Raw genomic sequence first — 17,495 nt, forward strand, 5'->3', positions numbered from 1 at the left:
ACCGATTTCCCGACGAGCTAGGGTAGGGCAAGGTGTTGAACGTTGGGGGGGAGGGGGCCTAGGGGGGATACTGTCGTGGCGGCGCCAAGAGGGCCCTTCCGCAGGCTAGTGTCTAGTTGCAAAAGTTAGCGATAGTGTTTCTCAGTTGCGACCCCTTGACCTCTCGCTTACGCCATACAAAAGGCTTGGCGTTGGGCTGATAGGCTTCTATAAAGGCCTCGATGGCCGCACGCAACTGGTCAATGCTTTGAAAACTGGCGTTCTTCAGTGCCTTACGTGAAAGAATGCCGAACCATATCTCGACTTGATTGAGCCAACTTGCAGAAGTCGGTGTAAAGTGAAACATGACGTTTTGGTGCTGCGCAAGCCATTCGTCGTTGCGTTTATGAATGCAATAATTGTCCAGGATCACGTGAATTTCTCGCTGGTCGCTGTCCGGAAGTTCTGAGAGGACCTGATCCATGAAGGCTAGGAAATCAACCCTTCTCTTGAACTCGGTTGTCTGCGTATGCACGGCGCCTGTCGCTACGTTGAGCGCCGCAAAAAGGTTCAGGGTTCCATGCCGTTTGTAGGTGCTCTTTAGGCCCTGGACGACTTTGCCGCTACTGGTACAGACATACCCCTTGGCGCGCTCAAGCGCCTGGATGCTCGGTTTCTCATCGACTGAGATCACCAAGGCTTTTTCGGGGGGCGCCAGGTAGAGCCCGATAATGTCAGCCGCCTTTGGTGCGAACTCTGGATCAGTGCTTACGCACCAACTTCGTTGTCGGGCAAGGCTGATATTGTGCTTGCGCAGCACTCGCCAAATGGCATCATCCGAAGCGCCAAACTGCTTGGCAAGCGCCGGGCCGTCCCAACATGCCTGGCCGGGCGGTGGCGGAAGTTCCAACGCTTTCAGAACTCGCGTTTGAAACGCCTGGTCATATTTCGGCGGTTTGCCAGAGCGCGGGCGATCATATAGCCCGGCAATACCCGCAGCGGAGAAACGGTTCCGCCATTCAATAACCGTGTTCGGGCGCACGTTAAGATCCATGGCGACCTTGCTGACGGATTCTCCGTCAAGGAGTTTGCAGATAATCCGGGCACGTTCAACAAGGCGCGCCTCCATGCTTCGACTGCTTGCCCATTCCCTGAGTGTCTGGCGGTCCTTTTCGCTGCACAGGGGTATTGGAGATTTTCTCGGCATAAGCGACTCCTTTCACGATGGTGGGGGTGAAAGAAGTCTATATTATAACGCTTAGTTTTGCAATTAAACACTAGTCGACCTTGGCTGGGGATAGGTCACCTCGCCCGGTTAGTCCCTCTCCAGGAGACGCTAAGAGCCCCCATGTGAGGTTGGCTGAGCCTCCCTGCTCCTTCTTTCGAGAGGAAGGCTGCACGGCGCACTCTCTGCCAAAAGCCGAGAAGCGGCTGGCCTCTTTTGGTGGGACTGCCGGTCCGGCACAGGGGGTTCTGGCGAATGTTCCTGCAACCGACTTTCTGCAGGCGATCGCTCTGTTGAATACCACGGAACTACGCCTTGCTGCAATGAAGTATAAACCTGGGAAAGAAAGTGAGTGGCCGGCGGTAAGGGCAACGCGCCAATCATTGCTGGATCTTCCCCTTGCGGCGTACAAAAAATACCGGGATGTGGTGCGTCTCGGCTTCGAACGCTCAGCCAAATCCCTCCGCCAGCAGCAGGTCCATCGCGTTAATGATCTCCCTTATCAGTCGCAACTCGTCCCACTGGCAGCCATCTTTGCCGATATCGGTGAGAAGGCCGAGCACACCACGAATAATGAGAAGATCGCCCGCTGGTACTGGTGTGGAGTTTTCGGCGAATTGTACGGTTCAGCCGCCGAGACGCGCTTTGCCAAGGACATCATGCGGATTCCGATGAAAGTTGCCAGCCGTTCCAGCGCAAAGTTGCCACTCGTTCCAAGGCAAAGTTGCCAGTGATCGGAGCGTAGCGACGCTGGAGTTTTTGTCTTACGCCAAGTTGCCGATCGGGTCAAGCTGGGATCGCCGTTTGCGCATCGATTCTCCTTTCAAGGTGAGCCGGTAGGCGTTGTGGATGAGGCGGTCGAGGATGGCGTCGGCGACCGTCGGATCCCCGAGGTAGTCGTGCCAGGCTTCGACCGGAAGCTGGCTGGTGATCAGGGTCGAACGCAGATTGTGGCGGTCCTCGAGGATTTCGAGCAGATCGCGGCAACCGGCGGCGGTCATGGGGGCGAGCCCCCAATCGTCGAGGACGAGCAGTTGAGTCTTGGCGACTCTATCCATCATCTTGGGGTAGCGGCCGTCGGCCCGCGCGAGGGCCAGTTCCTCCAGGAAGCGGGGCAGGCGCAGGTAGAGGGTCTTGCAGCCGAGGCGGCAGGCCTTGTGAGCCAAGGCGCAGGCGAGGTAGCTCTTGCCGACGCCGGTGGGGCCGGTGATGAGAATGTTGTGGCCCTTGGCGAGGTAGCGACCGCCGGCCAGCGCCAGCACGAGGTCGCGGTCGAGTCCCCGGGGTGCCCTCCAGTCGAGGTCCTCGATGCAGGCGCTCTGACGCAGCCGGGCCGTGCGCAGGCGAGTGGTGAGCCGGCGGCTGTCGCGCTCGGTCTGCTCGCGGTCGACCAGCAGGCCGAGGCGCTCCTCGAAGCTCAAGGCATCGGCGGTCTCGCTAAGGCGCTGTTCCTGAAGGGCCTTGAGCATGCCGGTCAGCTTGAGGGCGCGCAGTTTGTCGTCGGTGGGGTGGCTGAGCATGGTGGTCTCCTTGGTCAGTGGTAGTAGCCGGCGCCGCGGATGTTGTCGTGACTCGGCAGCAATGAGAGTTGGGATTCGGTGGACTCGGGGAGCGACTGGCGGTCCAGTCCGGTTTTGAGGATCGAGGCGACGCTCTTGAGGCGACAGGCGTTTGTTGCCAGGGCCCGCTGGCAGGCCGCTTCCAGGCGCTCGGGCGTGTAGGTCTTGGCCAGCCGGATCAGCCCCAGGACGCTGCGGTAGCCCTGCTGGGGATGGGCCCGTGAGGCCAGGATCTTCTCTGCCAAGGCGGCGGTGTGCGGTCCGGTTTTGGCCGCCCAGGAAACCAGGCGCTGCGGCGTCCATTCGGCATACTCCCTGTGGCTTTTGGGCATGTGCTCGCCGAGAGTGGTGTGGCGACCGCGCTCAGAGGAGCGGACATGGGAGGCCACCCGTTGCCCTTTGTGCAGAAATTCGACGGTGGTCGCCGTCAGGCGCACGTCGAGCTGCTGCTTCACCAGCACATACGGGACCGAGTAGTAGTGGTGGTCGACTTCGGCATGGTAATCGATGTTGACCCGCGCATGGCGCCATTCGGCGAACGTATAGGGGGTCGCCGGCAGAGGATTCAGAGCCGGACGTTCCAGGGTGTCGAAGAGCTGCTGGCGGCAGCCGGGAAGCTTCTTGAAGGGGCGCCGGTTGAGGTGCTCCACCAGCTCCCGAATGGCGGCGTTGGCCTCGGCCAGACTGAAGAAGGTACGGTTGCGCAGCCGCGCCAGGATGAAGCGCTCGGCGACCAGAACCGCCGCCTCGACCTTGGCCTTGTCTTTGGGTTTGCGCACCCGCGCCGGAATCACCGCGCAGCCATAGTGAGCGGCCAGCTCCGCATAGGTGGGGTTGATGTCCGGTTCGTAGCGGCAGGGTTTGGAGACGGCGCTTTTCAGGTTGTCCGGAACAACGATCTCGGGCACTCCGCCGTAGAAGGAGAAGGCCCGGACATGCGAGCCGATCCAGTCCGGCAGCCCTTGGGTCCAGGTGGCTTCGGCAAACGTCTGGGAACTCGCCCCCAGGGCCGCGACGAACAGTTGCGCTTCGCGGATCTCGCCGGTGCGGCGGTCGACGATCGGCAGGGTCTGGCCGGTGTAGTCGACAAACAGCTTCTCGCCGGCTTTGTGCACCTGACGCATCGACAGACGCAGTTTGCCGGACCACTCACGGTACAGATCGCAGAAACGGCTGTAGCGATACCCCTCGGGATGGCTGTTCTGGTATTCCTCCCAGAGCAGCCCCAGGGTGACGCCCTTGCGCTTGAGTTCCTGATGGATGGTCGCCCAGTCGGGCATGGGGCGCTGGTCGGCGGGAATGACTGGCGCTGGCGGAAAGAGCAACTGTTCAAGTCGGGTTTCGTCCAGATTCTCTGGCAGCGGCCAAGACAACCCGGCGTGAGCGGCGCGTCTCAGAAATTCGCCCACCGTGGTGTGTGACGTGCCGACGGAGCGGGCGATGGCCCGCTGTGTCAGGCCGGCTTCGTAATGCAGACGCAGAACGTCCTTGATCTTGCGCATGGATAACCTCGTGTGTGCCAATGGGACCACCTCCTGGAAAAAGTCCAGAAGGTTGTACCCCGCGGTTACCCAGCGTCGCGAGAACTTTGATCAGTCTGACAGATTCACCGACCTCTTCCGCTCAAACTGGAAAGTTTGGATCGGAACGGGTGGAAACCTTGCGTCGGAATGACTGGCAAGTTTGGATCGGAATCGGTGGAAAGTTTGGCTCGGAATACGCACATCATGGAGGTTCCCGCCTGGCTCGACGGCAGCCCTGAACCAGTCACCGTTTTGGACGGGGTGTTGCTTGCCGATCGTCTCCTGACCATGCGCTCTCGACTCTCCGCCGCGTACAAGGGGTTTCATGTGTTGCTGATGCGAGAAGGTGCCCGCGACTTCCGGAGCGGGCAGACCTACGATCAAACTGTCTTCTTCGCAAAAGATCCCCGCTCCGAAACTTTACGCCAACGATTTTGAAGGTTTCTTTAAAGAACACCAGTACAGGCTGCTGGAACTGGTGACTAAAATCACCGGGCATGCTTCCCCGGTTGTTGCCGAATCACCTGACGAAGGCGAAGACCTTCCTTCCTCCATCGCCCATGACAGCGAGCTTGAAGTTGTTGAGGTTGATTGACCTATGAAATGGATTGCCCCTGGGGCATGCGTTGATAGCTAGAAACGATACATGCCTCGTCCCCCCCGCCTCGACATCCCAAATCTTCTGCACCACATGATCATCCGTGGCATCGAACGCTGCGACCATCGAAAGTCAGACGCCTTGCCGAGCTCGAATAGATTGGTATGCTTTAAAAAAAGTACACCATGAAACCATACAGAATGACACTGTACATTCTCACTGTACTGATTGCCCCGTAATAATTGCCTACAGTGAACTGGTCAAGAAACCTCCCCCGGGTTGGCCGATAAACTTGATTTATCTGCTTTCCAAATATTGAGTCATGTGAAGGGCTGAAGGCGAGGAGGAGCACCATGAACGAACAATTGAAAAAATGGATGGTTGGAGTTGCCGGGGTGCTGTTTCTAGCTGTCGTAGGCACTATTGTCTGGCAAAAATTTGGCACAAACGATAGGAATGACGGCTTGGTCAGCGGCAACGGCCGCATTGAGGCGGTTGAGATAGACGTAGCGGCAAAGTCAGCCGGCCGGGTGAAGGATATTCTGGTCCGTGAAGGGGAGTTCGTCACGGCCGGACAGGTGGTGGCCACGATGGACACCGAGACCATGGAAGCCCAGCTGCGCCAGGCAGAGGCGCAACTGCAGCAGGCGCACAGTTCGGTTGCTACAGCCCAGAGTCAGCTGGCCCAGCGAGAGAGTGAAAAGGGGGCGGCTTTGGCGGTGGTTGGGCAGCGGCAGGCCGAGCGCGTCAAGGCCCGGCAGCACTCGACCCGCTCAGCGGAACTGGTCAAAGTAGGAGCGATAGCAAAACAGAACGCCGATGACGATTACGCCCAGCTTCAGAGCAGTGAAGCGGCAGTGAACTCGGCCCGCGCCCAGGTCTCCGCTGCCGAGGCAGCGGTCATGGCAGTGCGCACCCAGATTGCCGGGGCTCAATCGACAGTCAAGGCGGCCAGGGCCAACGTCGAGCGCATCCAGGCGGACATTAATGACAGTTCCCTTGTATCTCCCCGTGATGGCCGTGTGCAGTACAGGGTGGCGCAACCCGGCGAGGTAGTCGGCGCCGGCGGCAAGGTGCTAAGCCTGGTTGATCTGAGCGATGTTTACATGACCTTTTTCCTTCCGACGGCTGCGGCCGGTAAAGTGGCGCTCGGCACGGAGGTACGGCTGGTGCTGGATGCCGCCCCGGAGTATGTCATACCGTCACAGGTGTCGTTCATTTCCGATGTGGCCCAGTTTACCCCCAAAACCGTGGAGACGGCCAGCGAGCGGGAGAAATTGATGTTCCGCATCCGGTCGCAGGTCCCGGTGGAACTCCTCAAAAAAAACATCACCAAAGTCAAGACCGGCCTGCCTGGCATGGCCTATGTACGGCTGGATGCCGCTAAGCCGTGGCCGGACCATCTGCAGGTCAAGCTGCCGCAATGAGCGGACCCGCACACATAGACGAGTACGCACCACCAGCGCCGCCCGTAGTCAGGATGGAAGAAGTCTTTCTGCGCTACGGCAAGACCCTGGCCCTGGGCGGCATCAATCTGGAGCTGCCCTCCGGCTGCATGGTCGGTGTCATCGGTCCCGACGGTGTGGGCAAATCCAGTCTATTCTCGCTGATTGCCGGCTCGCGGGCGATCCAGACCGGACAGGTTGAGGTGCTGGGGGGCGACATGGCTGACAAGCGCCATCGTCAGGCGGTCTGCCCACGGGTTGCCTACATGCCCCAAGGGCTCGGCAAAAACCTCTACCCGACCCTCTCGGTTTTCGAGAATGTGGATTTTTTCGCTCGATTGTTCGGACACGGGCGTCGGGAACGTGAACGCCGCATCGCTGAACTGTTGCAAGCCACCGGCCTGAGCGCCTTTGCCGACCGGCCGGCCGGCAAACTCTCCGGCGGCATGAAGCAGAAACTGGGGCTGTGCTGCGCGCTGATTCACGATCCCGACCTGCTGATCCTGGATGAACCCACCACCGGGGTCGACCCCCTGTCGCGGCGACAGTTCTGGGAGCTGATCGACCGCATCCGTGCCCGACAGCCCGGCATGAGCGTACTGGTGGCCACCGCCTACATGGAGGAGGCCGCCCGATTCGACTGGCTGGTGGCCATGAATGCCGGAGGGATTCTGGCCACCGGCACACCGCGGGAGCTGCTTACCCAGACCGGCGCCTCCTCGTTGGAAGAGGCGTTCATCGCCCTGCTGCCCCAGTCGCAACGGGACGACTACCGGCCGGTCATCATTCCTCCCCGCGGAACGGACACCACCGGCGAGACTGCTATCGAGGCCCACGATCTGACCATGCGCTTTGGCGATTTCACCGCCGTTGATCATGTAAGCTTCCGCATCGGACGGGGTGAAATCTTCGGTTTCCTGGGCTCGAACGGCTGCGGCAAGACCACCACCATGAAAATGCTGACCGGCCTGCTGCCGGCCAGTGAAGGAGAGGCCTGGCTGTTCGGCCGTCCGGTGGACCCCCACGATATCGACACCCGGCGGCGGGTCGGCTACATGACCCAATCCTTTTCCCTGTACAGCGAGCTGACAGTGCGGCAGAACCTGGTGCTGCATGCCCGGCTGTTCAGGATGCCGGAAGAGCGGATCAACGGGCGGGTGCAGGAAATGGCCCAACGCTTCGGCCTGGACGAGGTGATGGACAGTATGCCCAACGCCCTGCCGCTCGGTCAGAGGCAGCGTCTCTCCCTGGCGGTGGCCATGGTCCACGGACCGGAGATGCTGATCCTCGATGAGCCCACCTCGGGGGTCGACCCGGTTGCGCGGGATGCCTTCTGGCAGATCATGGTCGACCTGGCCCGCCGGGACAAGGTGACCATCTTCATCTCCACCCATTTCATGAACGAGGCCGAGCGCTGCGACCGGATCTCGCTGATGCACGCGGGCCGGGTGCTGGTCAGCGACTCGCCGGCGGCGCTGATCGAAAAGCGCGGGGCAGGCACACTGGAGGAGGCGTTCATCAGCTACCTCGAAGAGGCGGCCGATGAGACAGTCGAGATTCCTGCAACGGCGACCGGCGAGACCGCAACCGTTGCCGTGCCACCCGGGGAACAAAACTCGACCCCGGCTGCAGAGGGTGGCTTCTTCAGCCTTCGCCGCATGTTCAGCTACAACCGGCGCGAAGCACTGGAACTGTGCCGCGACCCGATCCGCCTGACCCTGGCCATGCTGGGGAGCGTGATCCTGATGTTCGTCATTGGCTACGGCATCAGCATGGATGTTGAGGACCTTACTTTTGCGGTGCTCGACCGGGACCGGACCGCCATCAGCCGTGACTATGCCTTCAATCTCGCCGGATCGCGCTACTTCATCGAACGACCTCCGATCACAGACTACGCCGAGTTGGACCAACGCATGCGTGCCGGCGAAATCAGTCTGGCGATCGAGATCCCCCCCGGTTTTGCCCGCGACCTGAAACGGGGCATGCCGGTTGCCATCGGCGCCTGGATTGACGGCGCCATGCCCACCCGCGCCGAGACCGTGCGCGGCTATGTGCAGGGAATGCATGCCCAGTGGTTGGCGACTCTGGCGCGGCATACCCTGGGTGCCTCAGCGACAACGGGAGCTTCCACCATAGAGACGCGCTTTCGCTACAATCCCGACGTCAAGAGTCTGCCGGCCATGGTGCCGGCCGTGATTCCGCTGCTACTGATGATGATCCCGGCCATGTTAAGTGCGCTGTCGGTAGTGCGGGAAAAAGAGCTGGGATCCATCGTCAATCTCTACGTCACCCCGGTGACCCGGCTGGAGTTCCTGCTTGGCAAACAGCTGCCCTATGTTGCCCTGGCGATGCTCAACTTTCTGCTTCTCACCGCGCTGGCCGTTTTCGTTTTCGGGGTGCCCCTCAAGGGAAGCTTCCTGGCCTTGGCGAGTGCGGCATTGCTGTACCTGATTAGCCCTAATTCTCAGCTATGACACATTCTGTCGCACAGGAAGCATAGAGTTTGGCCATGGAACCCATGAAAAACAAGGAGGTTAGCACCCATGGCCATCAATCGTATCCAGTTTCAACCGGGGCTGAGCTTGGCTGATTTTCTCAAAGACTACGGTACGGAAACCCAATGCGAGGCGATCCTTGAGCACTCGCGCTGGCCCCAAGGATTTGTCTGCCCAGCATGCAGTGCAAGCCGCGCGGTCCAGTTCCGGCGAGGACAGTCGAAAATCTTCCAGTGCAGTCGCTGTCGAAAACAGATCTCTCTGATTTCCGGAACGATTTTTCATGGGAGCAATCTACCGCTGACCCAGTGGTTTCTTGCCCTCTACTTTATGACACAAGGCAAGTCCGGCCTGTCGATGCTGGAGATGAGACGTATGCTGGGCTTGAGCTACAAGGCGGCTTGGCGACTCAAGCACAAGCTCATGCAGGCGATGTTCGAACGCGAAGAGACAACGGTTCTGGGTCAGCGAGTCGAGATCGACGATGCCTACTTGGGCGGAGAACGCTCCGGCGGGAAAGTCGGTCGCGGTTCGGAGAACAAAGTTCCCTTCATTGCGGCGGTGGAAACGAGTCATGACGGCCATCCGCTGCGAGCGGTTTTTAGCCGGGTGACGACCTTCAGCAGCCATGACGTTGATCAATGGGCCAAGAATCATTTGGCACCGACGGCGCTGGTCGTTTCTGATGGCCTGAATTGCTTCCGCGCGGTCACCAAGACTGGGTGCTACCATCAGCGAGAGGTGGTTGGTGATCAACGCAGAAGTACCGACATGGGCTGCTTCCACTGGATCAACACCATCCTGGGCAATCTTAAGACGGCCATGGCCGGAACGTATCATGCGTTTGACTTCGACAAATATGCGCATCGCTATCTGGCCGAGTTTCAGTACCGGTTCAACCGGCGGTTTGACCTACGCAGCATGCTGTCAAAGCTGCTATTCGCCTGTGTCTCAATCGGCAAGCGGCCCGAGGCCTGGCTTCGCCGAGCTGAGAATTGGACCTAATCAGGTAAACTTTAGTCGGCAGGCGATTAGGGCTTTTTGGCAGGATCAAGAAAGCGATCGCCAGGGGCGTTGAAGGGGTGGATCTGAACGAAGGCGAGATGATCGAGGTAATGAGCCCGACCAGATCCGGCGCGGCCAATGGCCGGGTAAAGCGCTGGCCGGGGTGGGAAAGCCGTAAAAGCTGCCAAGCGAATGAATCTCCCCGCAGCAAGCTACGGGGTATCAAAAGTTTAGATTGATCGCTTTCATCGAAGCAAGCTTCGGGGAATTCGACCCACCTGAGATTAAAGGAGAAACTTTGTGGGAAAGAAACCGGTGGTTGGCGAGGTGTGTCCGCAGGTCGACCTGAGCGGTGATAACGGGTGGATTCCCTTCAATGCGCAGTCACTGGTCGGGGCCTCGCTGCGTTTCGTCTCGGGGGAGTCGGATGGCAACCGCTATCGGGTTCGCTACTATAAAAACGCTGATCTGCAGCTGCGGGCGCGCATCTGGTTCGGCCCGGAAACCGAGGGGCCTGCCGGCCATTCCCACGGCGGCGCCATGGCGGCGGTGCTTGATGAGGTGCTCGGCCTTGCCGCCTGGGCGGCCGGCTATTCCGTGGTGACGGGAAATCTCAACATCAGTTTCCGCAATCTGCTCCCCCTGCACAAGGTCGTGACCGTGGAAAGCAGGGTGGTTTCGGCTGAAGGGCGCAAGGTGATGGTACATGGCCGGATCTGTCTGGGCGAGACGGTTTTCGCCGAGGCCGAATGCCTCTGCATCACACTCCCGGGCCAATAGCCGCCCGGGTTTCTGAGCCATTAGCCAACAGAGCACCAGCCAGGGGTCGATCAGGGCCGGCGGTTGTAACCCGAGGAAGATCACCTATACTTCCAAAATATGCTGCACCCGTTGGACCGGTTCATCCCCAGGATCGAATATTCAGCATACGGGGACAATTGCGCTGACCGACGAGCCAGGGATGGCCGCACCGTCGTTCAAGGCACAGGACGCGTTCTTCGAATGCTGCGGCCAGACCCTCGGCAACGCAAAGGCCAGTTATGACTGAACGGATGCCCGTCATCTTCTTCGGCCACGGAAACCCGATGAACGCCATCGCCAAGAATGCCTACACGGCGGGCTGGGCGACCATCGGGAAAAACATTCCCCGCCCCCGGGCGGTGCTGTCCGTCTCCGCCCACTGGTACCTGCCGGCCTGCGCGGTGACGGCCCAGGCCGCGCCGCAAACCATTCACGATTTCGGCGGTTTTCCCCAGGAACTCTATCAGGTCGAGTATCCCGCCCCCGGCAGTCCGGAACTGGCGCGGCGCGTCCAGGAGCTCCTCGCGCCGACCCCGGTGGCCCTCGATTCAAGCTGGGGGCTGGATCACGGCACCTGGTCGGTGCTGACCCACGTCTTTCCCGATGCCGATATTCCCGTGGTGCAACTCAGTATCGACGAAAGACAACCGCCGGAGTTTCATTACGCCTTGGGCCAACGGCTCACAGCGTTGCGGGAAGAGGGGGTTCTGGTCGTCGGTAGTGGCAACCTCGTGCACAACCTGCACACCTACGCCTGGGGGAGGGGCGGTGTCCAGCCCTTCGATTGGGCCGTGCGCTTCGAATCGCAAGTACGGCAGTTGCTGCGCGACGGCAAGGATGCCGAGGTTGTTGCCTACGATGCGCTCGGCCGTGATGCCCAGCTCTCCATACCTACGCCTGACCACTATCTGCCGCTGCTCTACGTTCTGGGTGCGCGCCGGCCCCAGGACCTGATCAGCTTTCCGGTTCAAGGAATGGATGGCGGCTCGGTTTCGATGCTGGTAGTACAGGTCGGATCAACCTGATGAGAACCCGCTGAAAGGAGAATCACATGTGCAAGGTATTGATCGTCCAGTACAGTCTCTATGGCCACATCTACAAGATGGCTGAGGCCGTTGCCGCCGGGGTCCGCGAAGTCGAGGGGTGCGAGGCGGTGATCAAGCGTGTCCCGGAAACCCTGCCCGCGGAGGTTCTGGAAAAAATGGGGGCGGTGGAGGCGCAAAAAAGCATGGCCCATCTTCCGGTGGCCACCGTTGAAGATCTGGCCGGGGCGGATGCGATTATCTTTGGCACCCCGACCCGGTTCGGCAACATGTGTGGCCAGATGCGCCAGTTCCTCGACGCCACCGGCGGGCTCTGGTTGAAGGGGGCGCTGGTCGGCAAGGTCGGCAGTGTCTTTACCAGTTCCGCCACCCAGCATGGCGGCCAGGAATCGACCATCCTCAGCTTTCACACCACGCTGCTGCATCAGGGGATGGTGGTCGTCGGCCTGCCCTATAGTTTCGCCGGCCAGATGGGGATTTCCGAAATCACCGGCGGCAGCCCCTACGGTGCCTCGACCATCGCCGGGGGACAGGGTGAGCGGATGCCGAGCGCCAACGAACTGGACGGGGCCCGTTTCCAGGGGGCGCATGTGGCACGCATCGCCAGCAAGCTGATCGCTTAGTGGTCACGGGGCCCTCCCTTGGGGCGGGCCTTTTCAATCGAATCGGGCCAGGCTGTCAGTAGCCGCGGTGGCGGTCCACCAGGTTCAGCGGCTCTTTTCCCTGGCGCAAGCGGTGATAGTTGGCAATTATCTGCTCAACGGCGGAATTCGGGTTGGTAATGCTGGCGATATGCGGGGTCACCCGGATCTTGGCATGCCGCCAGAAGGGGTGTTCCGGGGGCAGGGGTTCCTGGCGAAAAACATCGAGCAGCGCGCCGGCCAGCTGTCCCGCATCGAGAGCGGCCAGCAGGTCGTCCTCAACCAGGTGCGCCCCGCGCCCAACCTGGATAAGGTAGGCCCCCTTGGGAAGTTGGCCGAAGAGCTCGGCATTGAGGATATTTTCCGTCAGCGCCGTCAGCGGCAGCAGGCAGACCAGGATGTGGCTGCGGCCGAGGAAGGTCGCCAATTCCTGTTCGCCGCTATAGGTGACTACCCCCTCGATTCGCCGCGGGGTTCGGCTCCAGCCGTGAACCGTGAAGCCGGTCGCAGCCAGTTTTTCACCGACAAAACGCCCTATCTCCCCGCAACCCATGATGCCGACATGCACCGCTGAAATGTGCGGAATCGCCAGCGGTTGCCAGCTTTTCGCCCGCTGCAGGGAGGAATAATCCTGGTAGCGGCGGAAGTGGCCGAGGGCACCGAGCAGGACATATTCGGCCATCGACTGTTGCAGCTGCGGGTCGACCAGCCGCACGATCGGAATGTCGTCCGGGAGCTGGGGATCGTTAAGCAGGTGGTCGACCCCGGCGCCGAAAGAAGAGATCAGCTTCAGGTTGGGGAACTGGCGCAGGCAGCCGGAAGGCTGGTTCCAGCAGAGCGCAAGTTCAACCCGTTCCGGCGCGGTGATCTGCGGCCAGACTTCGACTTCCAGGTCCGGCTGTCGAGACTGCAGTGCCTGGACCCAGGCGCTACGATCATGGCCGGGATAGATAATGGCGATCGACATCGTTGTTCCGCTGCCTCCTTAGGCCAGTGGGTCTGAAAAAATCTCAACTGCGCCGCCGGGAACTACGCCTCCTCGGCCCGTCCGACCGATAATCAGGTCGCAAGCCCCCCGCATTTTCGCGATGCCCAGCACCGTCCGCCCCACCCCTCCTGATTGTCGTTGTAAGGGAAGCGCAGGATATGGTCAACTGCAAAACTGTGGCGCGTGCCAGAATAGTCGCGATCAGCTTCCCTCAATGCGGGCGAAGGTGAGTGCGGAGGTGGCAGCGGTCGTTTGCTGGCATCCCCGCCGGCCGGCAGCGATATTGCCGCTTGGTGTATAATAACTCACACAAGGAAAGGAGTTGGGCCATGAATATCGACCAGGCCATCCATGACCCGGCCAGGTATTTCGCCACGCCTGATGCCATCGTCGACGATCCGCTCCTGACGCGGGAGCAGAAGATCGCCATGCTGCAGCGCTGGGAGTACGATGCGCGCGAACTGATGGTGGCGGATGAGGAAAATATGGGCGGCGGGCCGGCGCCCGAGCTCGATCAGGTGCTGAGCGCCCTGCATCGCCTCCGATTTGCGGCCGATCGCGAGCATTCGGCGCCGACCAAGCAGGGCGGTGCCTGATGCCTGAGCGCAGGCGGAACCTGACTTTACAGCACAGCAGAAAGGGATTGCACAGATGGATATGACGGTCATCCGGCAGGCGTCAGCAAACCGGTTCCAGGTCGAGGTCGGGGAGCATGTCGCCTACCTGGATTTTACCCTGGCAGCGGGTCGAATCGTCCTGACCCATACCCTGGTCCCGTCCGAGCTGGAAGGGAACGGACTGGGAGGGAAGCTGGCAAAAGCGGCGCTCGATTATGCCCGCAGCCAGGGGTTGCAGGTCGTCGCCCAATGCCCCTTCGTCGCGGCCTATATCCGCAAGCATCCCGAATACCAGGCGCTGCTCGCCCCGGCCTGAGGGGCGGTTTGGGGCCGCCCGGGGGATGGCTGCCCGCCTTCGGCTGCGCCCCTTTGCGGCGCGGAAAAATCTGTTAAACTTCCAAAATTATTGCCATCCGCCCGACTTAGGGGCACAACGAAAGAACGACGATGGAAAACGAGGCGCCGAACGACCGGCAGCGCGAGGCGGCCCTGCTCGCCAGCCAGGAGCGCTATGAACGGCTGGTCAATACCCTGCCGGTCATGCTCTACGATTCTTTCATCGACGCGACCGGGACCAGCCGCTTTCTCTACGTCGCCCCGGGACCGTGCCGGGCCCTGCTGGAGCTCGACCCGGATGCGCTCCTCGCGGACATGAACCTGGCCTGGCAGCTGGTGCATCCCGAGGATATTGAGCGTTTCCACCAGGCCGACCTGGCGGCCAACCGGGCGGGACGGGAATTTTCCACCGAGGTTCGCATCATCACACCTTCCGGCCGTTTGAAATGGCTGCTGGTCCATTCCCGGCCCAACCCGGCGCCGGCCGGTGAGACAGTGATCTGGAGCGGTTATCTCCAGGACATCACCGCCCGCAAGCAGGCCGTAGAGCGGCTCCGGGAGACCGAGCAGCGATTGCGGCTGGTCGTCGAAAACAGCACCAACCTCTTTTACATACACACCCCCGACCAGCTCCTGACCTATGTCAGCCCGCAATCCCGGGAGTTTTTTGACTGCGAACCCGCGGAAGCAATGGTGCGCTGGACCGACCTGATCACCGATCATCCCCTCAACCAGGCGGGCGTCGCGGCGACCCAGCGGGCGATCGAAACCGGCGTACGCCAGCCCCCCTATTCGCTGGAGTGCATCGGCAAAAAAGGGCGGAAGATCTGGGTCGAGGTCAACGAAACGCCGATCATCGAGGGGGGGAGAACCGTCGCCATTGCCGGCACCCTGACCGACATCACCGAGCGCAGGCAGGCAGAGAAAGAGCGGGAGGAGTACTTCCGCTTTTTCCAGACCTCCACCGACCTGATGTGCATGGCCGACCCCGATGGTTATTTTCTGAAGATCAACCCGGCCTTCACCGCAACCCTCGGTTATTCGGCGGCCGAGATCGCTGCCAAACCGATCCTCGAATTTGTTCATCCCGACGATCGCCAGGCCACCGTGGAGGAAATCCGCCGCCAGCAGCAGGCAGGGTTCACCGATAATTTTGAAAACCGCTACTACTGCAAGGATGGTTCGGTCAAGTGGCTGTCGTGGCGGGTGACCTACGATAAAACGGCGGGGCTAGCCTTTGCCACGGCGCGCGACATTACCGAAGAGCAGGCGGCAAAAGCCACCCTGCGGGCCAACGAGGAGCGTATGGCACTGGCCCTGCAGGCCGGCAATATGGGGCTGTACGACCTCAACCTGCAGACGGGCGAGGCGGTGGTCAACCCGGGTTACGCCCTGATGCTCGGTTATGATCCGGCGACCTTTCACGAGACCAACGCCAGGTGGACCGCGCGCCTGCACCCCGATGACCGGGATGCAGTGATTGCCACCTTCCGGAACTATCTGCGAGGGAAATTGCCCCAATACAAAGTGGAGTTCCGGCAGCGGACCAGGGATGGCGGCTGGAAATGGATCCTGTCCCTCGGCAAGATCATGGCGCGGGACCACCAGGGCAAAGCCCTGCGCATGCTGGGGGTGCATGTCGACATTGATGACCGCAAAAAAACAGAAGCTGCCTTGCGGGAGAGTGAATTTTTCTTTCGGGAGTCGCAGCGCGCCGCCGCCATCGGTTCGTACAAGGCCGACCTGGTGGCGAGGTATTGGCAGTCCTCGGAGGTTCTGGATGCCATTTTCGGCATCGGTCCCGATTACGAGCGGAGCATCGAAGGGTGGCTTGCTCTCGTCCATCCCGAGGACCGGGACTCGCTCGCGCGCTATCTCCAGGAAGAGGTCATCGGGCAGAGAAAGCCGTTTAACCGGGAGTACCGGATCATTCGCAACAATGACGGGGTCATCCGCTGGGTGAGCGGGCGCGGCGCCCTCCGGGCGGAAAAAGAAGGGCAGGAGCTGTATTTGCGGGGGACCATCCAGGACATCACCGAACAGGTGCAAAGGGAGGAGGAGAAGGACAAACTTGAGGCTCAGCTGGGTCAGATCCAGAAGATCGAATCGGTGGGACGTCTCGCCGGCGGGGTGGCCCATGATTTCAACAACATGCTGAGTGTCATTCTTGGCCACGTGGAGATGGCCCGGAAAAAGGAGACGATTTCTCCCACCCTGCAGGGGCATCTGGAACAAATCCAGCGGGCGGCGACCCGTTCCGCCGACATCGTCCGCCAACTGCTCGCCTTCGCCCGCAAGCAGACCGTCGCCCCCGAGGTGCTCGACCTGAACGCAACTGTGAACAACGCCCTTAAAATGATCGGTCGGCTGATCGGTGAAGAGATCGAACTGCGTTGGCTCCCGGGACCCGATTTGTGGCCGATCCGGATCGACCCATCCCAGATCGACCAGATTCTGACCAATCTCTGCATCAACGCGCGGGATGCCATCAACGGCATCGGCCGGATCACCCTGGCGACCGGCTCCTTCAGCTGTGACGAACTGTTCAGTCACCACCACACCGGCCTGGTTCCCGGTGACTACGTTCTGCTGACGGTAAGTGACGATGGCTGCGGCATGAACGCGGAGACCCGCGCGAAAATTTTCGAACCGTTTTTCACCAGCAAGGGGGTCGGCGAGGGGACCGGGCTCGGGCTGGCGACGGTCTATGGCATTGTCAAGCAAAATGACGGCTTTATCGACGTCTACAGCGAGCCGGGGCAGGGGACGAGTTTCAAGATCTATCTCCCGCGCTACCAGGGGGAGGAAGTGCCTGCCGGTGCCGCGGAAGTAACCGAGGCGATCGAAGGGGGGAAGGAGACGGTGCTGCTGGTGGAGGACGAGCCGGACATCCTCGATGTCGGCACCCAGATGCTGGAATTGCAGGGATATCGGGTACTGGCCGCCGCGACCCCGGGTGAGGCCATTCGCCTGGCCCAGGAACACCGCGGCGAAATCCACCTCTTGATGACCGATGTGGTCATGCCCGAAATGAACGGCCGGGAGCTGGCCGAAAAACTCCAGGCCCGCTATCCGGGGCTCAGGTGCCTCTTCATGTCCGGCTATACCGCCGATATCATTACCCACCGCGGGGTATTGGACGAGGGTGTCCAGTTCATCCAGAAACCCTTCACGCTCAAGGCGCTGGGCGCCAAGGTGCGGGAGGTTCTCGGCGCCTAGCCGCAGGTCGGAGCGTCGGCC

15 protein-coding genes are annotated in these 17,495 nt (G+C 60.9%); 11 read left to right on the top strand and 4 right to left on the bottom strand.

Translation table 11 applies throughout. The annotated features are described in order from the left end of the window. Nucleotides 1-112 precede the first annotated feature (112 nt). Nucleotides 113-1,186: an IS630 family transposase gene (locus ACYQ8E_RS14655; protein ID WP_082820154.1), complete on the bottom strand. Its 1,074-nt coding sequence runs from the start codon at nt 1,184-1,186 to the stop codon at nt 113-115. Nucleotides 1,187-1,329: 143 nt separating this feature from the next. On the opposite strand from ACYQ8E_RS14655, the gene ACYQ8E_RS14660 reads away from it, so the two are divergent. Further along, entirely contained in the window at nt 1,330-1,938 is a 609-nt protein-coding gene (locus ACYQ8E_RS14660; protein WP_459861232.1) for a hypothetical protein, read from the top strand. Between the two features lie 30 nt (nt 1,939-1,968). Here the strand turns inward: ACYQ8E_RS14660 and istB are convergent, their stop codons facing one another. Next, a complete protein-coding gene (istB, locus tag ACYQ8E_RS14665; RefSeq protein WP_066723645.1) occupies nt 1,969-2,724 on the bottom strand; it encodes an IS21-like element helper ATPase IstB in 756 nt (251 codons plus the stop codon). A 14-nt stretch (nt 2,725-2,738) separates the two neighbouring features. Next, the gene (istA, locus tag ACYQ8E_RS14670; RefSeq protein WP_066723643.1) at nt 2,739-4,265 is read right to left on the bottom strand and encodes an IS21 family transposase; all 1,527 of its coding nucleotides are present in this window, start codon (nt 4,263-4,265) and stop codon (nt 2,739-2,741) included. A gap of 367 nt (nt 4,266-4,632) precedes the next feature. Here istA and ACYQ8E_RS14675 point away from each other — a divergent pair, with 367 nt between their 5' ends. The 7 genes from ACYQ8E_RS14675 (at nt 4,633) to wrbA (ending at nt 12,296) form a co-directional block, all read left to right on the top strand. After that, nucleotides 4,633-4,881 (top strand): hypothetical protein, encoded by a 249-nt coding sequence (locus ACYQ8E_RS14675; RefSeq protein WP_459861234.1) that lies wholly within the window; start codon nt 4,633-4,635, stop codon nt 4,879-4,881. A 356-nt stretch (nt 4,882-5,237) separates the two neighbouring features. Further along, on the top strand, nt 5,238-6,311 hold the full coding sequence (locus ACYQ8E_RS14680; RefSeq protein WP_066724216.1) for an HlyD family secretion protein: 1,074 nt from the start codon (nt 5,238-5,240) through the stop codon (nt 6,309-6,311). Between the two features lie 53 nt (nt 6,312-6,364). Then, on the top strand, nt 6,365-8,803 hold the full coding sequence (rbbA, locus tag ACYQ8E_RS14685) for a ribosome-associated ATPase/putative transporter RbbA (RefSeq protein WP_459861237.1): 2,439 nt from the start codon (nt 6,365-6,367) through the stop codon (nt 8,801-8,803). A gap of 69 nt (nt 8,804-8,872) precedes the next feature. Then, nucleotides 8,873-9,829 carry an IS1595-like element ISDesu2 family transposase gene (locus ACYQ8E_RS14690; protein WP_066726446.1) on the top strand — a complete coding sequence of 319 codons (957 nt, stop codon included), beginning with the start codon at nt 8,873-8,875 and terminating at the stop codon, nt 9,827-9,829. Between the two features lie 300 nt (nt 9,830-10,129). Beyond that, nucleotides 10,130-10,609, top strand: coding sequence for a PaaI family thioesterase (locus ACYQ8E_RS14695; protein WP_066724240.1), 480 nt, complete (start codon nt 10,130-10,132; stop codon nt 10,607-10,609). A 260-nt stretch (nt 10,610-10,869) separates the two neighbouring features. Next, complete coding sequence (gene ygiD, locus ACYQ8E_RS14700) at nt 10,870-11,655, top strand: 4,5-DOPA-extradiol-dioxygenase (protein ID WP_066724243.1); 786 nt, start codon at nt 10,870-10,872, stop codon at nt 11,653-11,655. A gap of 26 nt (nt 11,656-11,681) precedes the next feature. Continuing rightward, nucleotides 11,682-12,296 (top strand): NAD(P)H:quinone oxidoreductase, encoded by a 615-nt coding sequence (gene wrbA / locus ACYQ8E_RS14705; protein ID WP_066724245.1) that lies wholly within the window; start codon nt 11,682-11,684, stop codon nt 12,294-12,296. A gap of 55 nt (nt 12,297-12,351) precedes the next feature. Here wrbA and ACYQ8E_RS14710 read toward each other — a convergent pair whose 3' ends face one another. Beyond that, a complete protein-coding gene (locus tag ACYQ8E_RS14710; RefSeq protein WP_066724248.1) occupies nt 12,352-13,281 on the bottom strand; it encodes a 2-hydroxyacid dehydrogenase in 930 nt (309 codons plus the stop codon). A gap of 350 nt (nt 13,282-13,631) precedes the next feature. Between ACYQ8E_RS14710 and ACYQ8E_RS14715 the strand changes: the two genes are divergently transcribed. The 3 genes from ACYQ8E_RS14715 (at nt 13,632) to ACYQ8E_RS14725 (ending at nt 17,474) form a co-directional block, all read left to right on the top strand. Continuing rightward, entirely contained in the window at nt 13,632-13,898 is a 267-nt protein-coding gene (locus ACYQ8E_RS14715; RefSeq protein ID WP_066724251.1) for a hypothetical protein, read from the top strand. A 55-nt stretch (nt 13,899-13,953) separates the two neighbouring features. Continuing rightward, nucleotides 13,954-14,235: a GNAT family N-acetyltransferase gene (locus ACYQ8E_RS14720; protein ID WP_066724254.1), complete on the top strand. Its 282-nt coding sequence runs from the start codon at nt 13,954-13,956 to the stop codon at nt 14,233-14,235. Nucleotides 14,236-14,366: 131 nt separating this feature from the next. Then, nucleotides 14,367-17,474, top strand: a complete 3,108-nt coding sequence (locus ACYQ8E_RS14725) for a hybrid sensor histidine kinase/response regulator (RefSeq protein ID WP_066724257.1) — start codon at nt 14,367-14,369, stop codon at nt 17,472-17,474. Nucleotides 17,475-17,495 lie beyond the last annotated feature (21 nt).

This window comes from Desulfuromonas carbonis (genome assembly GCF_054658035.1).

Coding starts and splice junctions, on each gene's coding strand:
- wrbA (WP_066724245.1), top strand. CDS start 11,682: ATGTGCAAGGTATTGATCGTCCAGTACAGTCTCTATGGCCACATCTAC.
- ACYQ8E_RS14655 (WP_082820154.1), bottom strand. CDS start 1,186: ATGCCGAGAAAATCTCCAATACCCCTGTGCAGCGAAAAGGACCGCCAG.
- ygiD (WP_066724243.1), top strand. CDS start 10,870: ATGACTGAACGGATGCCCGTCATCTTCTTCGGCCACGGAAACCCGATG.
- ACYQ8E_RS14725 (WP_066724257.1), top strand. CDS start 14,367: ATGGAAAACGAGGCGCCGAACGACCGGCAGCGCGAGGCGGCCCTGCTC.
- ACYQ8E_RS14710 (WP_066724248.1), bottom strand. CDS start 13,281: ATGTCGATCGCCATTATCTATCCCGGCCATGATCGTAGCGCCTGGGTC.
- istA (WP_066723643.1), bottom strand. CDS start 4,265: ATGCGCAAGATCAAGGACGTTCTGCGTCTGCATTACGAAGCCGGCCTG.
- ACYQ8E_RS14680 (WP_066724216.1), top strand. CDS start 5,238: ATGAACGAACAATTGAAAAAATGGATGGTTGGAGTTGCCGGGGTGCTG.
- ACYQ8E_RS14690 (WP_066726446.1), top strand. CDS start 8,873: ATGGCCATCAATCGTATCCAGTTTCAACCGGGGCTGAGCTTGGCTGAT.
- ACYQ8E_RS14715 (WP_066724251.1), top strand. CDS start 13,632: ATGAATATCGACCAGGCCATCCATGACCCGGCCAGGTATTTCGCCACG.
- rbbA (WP_459861237.1), top strand. CDS start 6,365: ATGGAAGAAGTCTTTCTGCGCTACGGCAAGACCCTGGCCCTGGGCGGC.
- ACYQ8E_RS14720 (WP_066724254.1), top strand. CDS start 13,954: ATGGATATGACGGTCATCCGGCAGGCGTCAGCAAACCGGTTCCAGGTC.
- istB (WP_066723645.1), bottom strand. CDS start 2,724: ATGCTCAGCCACCCCACCGACGACAAACTGCGCGCCCTCAAGCTGACC.